Below are 3,879 nucleotides of genomic sequence, written 5' to 3'. Positions count from 1 at the left end.
GCTTTAGCATCTGCCGCAGCTGCCGCTGTCTTAGCTTGACCCGCTTTGGTATCTGCCGCTACTGCTTTAGCATCTGCCGCTACTGCTTTAGCATCTGCCGCTACCGCTTTAGCATCTGCCGCAGCTGCCGCTGTCTTAGCTTGACCCGCTTTAGTGTCTGCCGCTACTGCTTTATCATCTGCCGCCTTCGCTGCTTTCGCCGCTTCAACTGCTTTAAAGTACGCGTTACCCGCCGACTGCCCAACAGCGTATAACTGAGAACCATTCACTGCATCGGTAGAATTTGCATCATAGTACCCTGGAGCCACATGTTGAATTCGACGAGTATTCGTTGCATTACCAACCGTAACAGCCCCCGAAACACCACTACCACCCGCAAATTTGGCTCGTGTGCCATCGTGTATTAACTGCTCAAGGTAATCAGAAGTCCCTGCAGTACGCCCCTCCGTTTTAATATTTATAGCTACCTTTTCACCAACACCTTTCGCTTCAACTTCTGAAGCATCGCCCAAATAGACGGAGTTATTGACATTCGCAGTAATGCCGCTGCCCAATACTTGGGTGTTCGAAGCTGTTACAGTATTTCTGTTACCCACAACTTGAGTATCAGCAACATTGCCGCTGGTGTTAATATCACGCCCCATTAATGTCGCATTAGTCAAACGACCGGTTATAGTGGCGTTATTCACTGTAAGAACCGAATCATTTACCGTAGCTCCGTTAAAGGTAGTGTTATAACCTTGTGTTAACGTGTTTGAAATTGCTGAATTGCTTGATTTGATATTCTGACCGAAGGTTGGAGCACCACTAAGATTAGAATTATGAAGTGCAATTCCTTGACCAAATAATGGGTTAGATGTTGATGAGGCTGTTACATTGATATCTTGACCAACATAGTTAACCTTCTCTGTATTTACAGTTGCACCTGTGCTATCAAAGTTGATATTGTTACCAACTAAGGCCCCTCCAAGAGCATTGTTTTGTCTGGTTACGCTAATCGTAGTACCGGAAACCAACATCTCATTGATATCTCCAGTAGAATTGATATTAATATTGGTACCGGTAATACTTGAACGATTCAACACAGCACGCTTAGCAGAGCTATTAAGGTTTACAGTAATGCCATGACCATTCACTGCACTATCCTGAGCTTTAATGCCTCTAAAAACAAAATTAGAGGCAGTCATCATAGAGTTAGATTGCTCCTCTGACAAATGTTTAATGTTATTACCCATAAGAGTAGCTTGATTAAGACCGTCCACTTTATTATTTGTGAGGCCACCAAAGTAGATATCACTACCAATAACTTGTGACTTTACATACTGACTTTGTTTTTTGCCTCTCGGTTTATCCTGGTTATATCTATCATCAATAGATTTCCCCAAAAACACAGATTGCGGAGCAATACCGTGATCAATATTAATGCCGTTACCAAGAGCCATAGCAACCGTACCATTAAGCCTAGAGGACTCCCCAATAACAACAGTAGAACGCCCTCCCGCATAAGTGTCATTGCCCAAAGCAAGCAATGCATTAGGTTCTTGGCCTCGAGCTTTCTCTCTCGTCCCTTGCTGAGCGACAACAGCTGTCTCATGCTTGTCAGCGGCTTGAGCCGTTTGACTTAAACTGAATAAGGTTACCGCAACGCCACCAATCACCATGGCATTTGCAGCCGCTTTACCTAAGCTATACAGTGTAAAAGAGGTACTTCCTTCTTCCTCCACCACCGTACTTTGCTTAGCATTTTTGCCTGAAGAAGAGGCTTTTACATGCCCCTTGGCAAGTTCAGATACGGCAACCCAAGCCTCCTGGGCCGCATTCCAAACAATCTTGTATATTTTATTCATAACAGTGAATCTCCTTACTGTATATACATTTATCTAACCTAAGTGCGCTGCTCATTTAAGAAAATGCTAAAAACACACTTTAATAAATAAACAATCACACCAATCTGATACTTTTATACTTTTTTGCAATTCCCGTGCGGACAATTAAATGTGCACAAAAGTTTCACAAAAAAGTAACTTATTCTATACTCTTTTCTCACTCAAAGATAGGTGTAGAAATCAACAGTGTTGTTTACACTTTTGGCTTGGCAGGGTAATCATAGACAAGCAGAAAGGTTGATAATGTAATGGGAAATAAAATCTACTTTAGCCAAATTCAGGCTAAAATCGACCGCTTGCAGCGTGAACGAACACAGGTACTAGAACATCTTGAATTAGTTGAACGAAAAATCAAAAAACTCAACGATGCTCTTGAAGTGATGGAAGATGAAGCCTTAACCGATGAATACGATACTGAGGTTTATTCATATCGAACCTACAAACATAGATTCCGTGGGAAATTAAGACCAATGGTCTTAGCGGTACTTAAAGCTCAACCCGACCATTATTTCACGGTCAATGAAATTACTGAGATTGTCTTAATAAAAGACAGACAAGACCCTATCGTTCGTCCGAAGCATATGGTTTCGGTGCGTGGCGCGTTAAAACATTGGCTGACAAAAGGCGTAGTAGAACGACTAGAAAGAGGCGTAACCGATGTCAAATGGCGACTGAAACAAAAATAGCGGTATTTCTACCGCTATTTTAATGGCTTTAACCGCCAAAACTTCAATCCACTTTCAACGATTCCTCTTTTACGCAATTTAATCAGTATTCGATTGACTGTCTTATAGTGCTTATCGCCCATATCAACAAATTGTGGTTTTCCCAACAATGCTAAGCTCTTTTCAGCAATCTCCCCACAAAACATCCAATCAGGATTTTCACGTAAGACTTGAGCGACTAATCACATCGTAATCAAGGGCTGCGGTTTTGGTTCTTTCGGTATATAAGGTTGAGCTAATGCGTTAATCTCTTGTGACAAACACTGCATTTGCACCGTCAGCTCATCTTGCTTTTCTTTTAGCTTTAACAGGCGTTCCACTAACTCGTATTTCAGCAACTTTTGCGCCATAATAAAAATCCCTATCGAGTTAAAATTTCAATAGGGATTTTAAGGTTTTTAATCGGTTAAATCTTTGTGCAACTGCTACATAATACCGTAAAAAACCGAAAATAATAGGCAAGAATAACGATGTAGTATAGAATTGAGTACCTATACTAAATCAATAAAGGACGTTTCAGACGGCCTTTTTCTTTGTCCGCTACTTTCACGGTAAACCAAAATGATTCATTTCAATCTGAAAAAAACAGCATTTATTTTAAGCACAGCACTTTTATCTACCGCTGTCCAAGCTTCCGGTTACCACTTCGGCACACAATCCGTTAACGCTCAAGGCACGGCCAACGCCGCCGCCGCCGAAGCCGCCGATGCCTCAACCATTTTCTACAACCCGGCCGGCCTGACCAAACTTGACAGCAGCCAAATTTCCGTCAACGCCAATATCGTTTTCCCAAGCATTCATTATGAAGCGGAATCTGCGAAACACTTCCGTACGGGTGCCGATGTCAGCGGCTCGACCAGCGGCAAAATTACCGAAACCACCGTTGCTCCGCACGTCTATGGCGCGTACAAAGCCAGCGACGATGTGACTTTGGGTTTGGGTGTATATGTTCCTTTCGGCTCTGCAACTGAATACGAAAAAGATTCCGTCTTGCGCCATAACATCAACAAACTGGGTTTGACCACCATCGCCATCGAGCCGGTAGTCGCGTGGAAACTGAATGAGCAGCACGCTGTCGGTGCCGGTTTGATTGCCCAATATTCAAAAGCTGAATTGCGTAAATACTCCGACTGGGATGCTTCCGGCGCCATCAGCCAGTTGGCCAGCGGCTTGGCTTCCCGTCAAGCAGGTCGTCCCGTTGCTGTCGATGCGACCGGCAAAGCTGACGGTCATGCCGATGTAAAAGGCCACGATTGGGGCTTCGGCTA

4 protein-coding genes are annotated in these 3,879 nt (G+C 43.5%); 2 read left to right on the top strand and 2 right to left on the bottom strand.

The annotated features are described in order from the left end of the window. A partial coding sequence (locus ACTHSP_RS18575) for an ESPR-type extended signal peptide-containing protein (protein ID WP_440346639.1) occupies positions 1 to 1,847 on the bottom strand: 1,847 nt, incomplete at its 3' end. A 287-nt stretch (positions 1,848 to 2,134) separates the two neighbouring features. On the opposite strand from ACTHSP_RS18575, the gene ACTHSP_RS18570 reads away from it, so the two are divergent. Next, complete coding sequence (locus tag ACTHSP_RS18570) at positions 2,135 to 2,572, top strand: hypothetical protein (RefSeq protein WP_036473249.1); 438 nt, start codon at positions 2,135 to 2,137, stop codon at positions 2,570 to 2,572. A 221-nt stretch (positions 2,573 to 2,793) separates the two neighbouring features. Here ACTHSP_RS18570 and ACTHSP_RS18565 read toward each other — a convergent pair whose 3' ends face one another. Continuing rightward, positions 2,794 to 2,961: a hypothetical protein gene (locus ACTHSP_RS18565; protein WP_283122013.1), complete on the bottom strand. Its 168-nt coding sequence runs from the start codon at positions 2,959 to 2,961 to the stop codon at positions 2,794 to 2,796. Between the two features lie 211 nt (positions 2,962 to 3,172). Between ACTHSP_RS18565 and ACTHSP_RS18560 the strand changes: the two genes are divergently transcribed. After that, positions 3,173 to 3,879: OmpP1/FadL family transporter (locus ACTHSP_RS18560; protein ID WP_440346638.1), on the top strand; the 707-nt coding region annotated here is incomplete at its 3' end.

Source organism: Neisseria sp. P0001.S005, assembly GCF_051963715.1.
The sequence above is the reverse complement of the archived record's forward strand: the minus strand, read 5'-3'. Positions and strand labels throughout refer to the sequence as shown.

Excerpts from the sequence above, each read along its gene's own strand:
- ACTHSP_RS18570 (WP_036473249.1), top strand. The coding sequence starts at position 2,135 with ATGGGAAATAAAATCTACTTTAGCCAAATTCAGGCTAAAATCGACCGC.
- ACTHSP_RS18565 (WP_283122013.1), bottom strand. The coding sequence starts at position 2,961 with ATGGCGCAAAAGTTGCTGAAATACGAGTTAGTGGAACGCCTGTTAAAG.